General features: G+C 75.2%; 1 protein-coding gene. It reads left to right on the plus strand.

Translation table 11 applies throughout. From position 1 onward, the window contains the following. Positions 1–24: 24 nt before the first annotated feature. The coding region (locus PUR71_RS02835; protein ID WP_329924695.1) for a non-ribosomal peptide synthetase at positions 25–1,410 on the plus strand (1,386 nt) is incomplete at its 3' end.

The raw sequence follows: 1,410 nt of genomic DNA on the forward strand, positions 1-1,410 counted from the left end.
CGGCAGGGTTCTGGCGATCTCGGGGTGGCCCTGGTTCCGCGGCACGCGGCGTACGTCATCTACACCTCGGGCTCGACGGGGCGGCCCAAGGGCGTCGTGATCGACCACGGCAGCCTCGCCAACCTCTGCCACCACTACGAGGTCACGACGTACGCCGAACTGCTAGCCGTCACCGGCCGGGAGCGGGCGAGCGTCGCGACGACGGCCCCGCTCGCCTTCGACTCGTGCTGGGTGGCACTGCTGGCCATGTTCGTCGGCCACGAGCTGCACCTGCTGGACGACGAGACGCGCCGCGACGCCGCCCGGCTGGTGGAGCACCTGGAACGGGCCCGGGTCGAGTTCCTGGACACCACCCCGGGCTACGCGGCCGAACTGGTCGAACAGGGGCTCCTGGAGGGGGAGTCCGGCTTCGCGCGCATGCTGAACGTCGGCGGCGAGGCGGTGTCGGAGTCGCTCTGGCAGCGCGTGCTGGCGACGCCGGGGTGGACCGGGCAGAACACCTACGGCCCGACGGAGAACACCGTGGACGCGCTGATGGCGTGGTTCGCCGTCGCGCCGTCGCCGGTGCTGGGCCGGGCGACGACGAACACCCGCGCCTATGTGCTGGACTCGGGGCTGCGGCCGGTGCCGGCCGGGGTGATCGGCGAGCTGTACGTGTCCGGGGCGCAGGTGGCGCGCGGCTACCTCGGGCGCCCCGGGCTGACGGCGTCGCGCTTCCTGCCGGATCCGTTCGGCGGTCCGGGCGAGCGGATGTACCGCACCGGGGACCTGGTGCGGTGGACCGTGGACGGCCAACTCGTCTTCCTGGGGCGGGCGGACGACCAGGTGAAGGTGCGCGGCTTCCGGATCGAGCTCGGTGAGGTGTCGGCGGCGCTGGAACGCTGTGCCGAGGTCTCGGCCGCCGTCGCGGTGGTCCGGGAGGACCGTCCGGGGGACCGCCGGCTCGTGGCGTACGTCGTCCCGGCCGCCGGGACCTCGCCGGACGCCGCCGCCGTGCGCAGGGAGGTGGCGTCGGCGCTGCCGGAGTACGCGGTGCCGTCGGCCGTCGTGGTGCTGGAGGCGCTGCCGCTGACGGGCAACGGCAAGGTGGACCGCCGCGCCCTGCCGGCGCCCGAGGCGGAGGCGCACGTGACGCGCGCGCCTCGGGACGCGCGGGAGGAGGTGCTGTGCGGGCTGTTCGAGCAGGTGCTCGGACGGCCGCGGGTCGGGGTGGAGGACGACTTCTTCGACCTGGGCGGGCACTCGCTGCTGGCGACGCGGCTGGTCAGCCGGGTGCGGGCGGCGCTCGGGGTGGAGCTGGGCATCCGCGACCTGTTCCAGGCGCCGACCGTGGCCGGCCTGACCGCCCTGCTCGACCGGCGCGGCGAGGTGGCCCCGAGGCCGCCGCTGCGGCCCGTCGAGCGCCCCGAG

The organism is Streptomyces sp. SP17BM10 (assembly GCF_036322405.1).
GTDB lineage: Bacteria > Actinomycetota > Actinomycetes > Streptomycetales > Streptomycetaceae > Kitasatospora.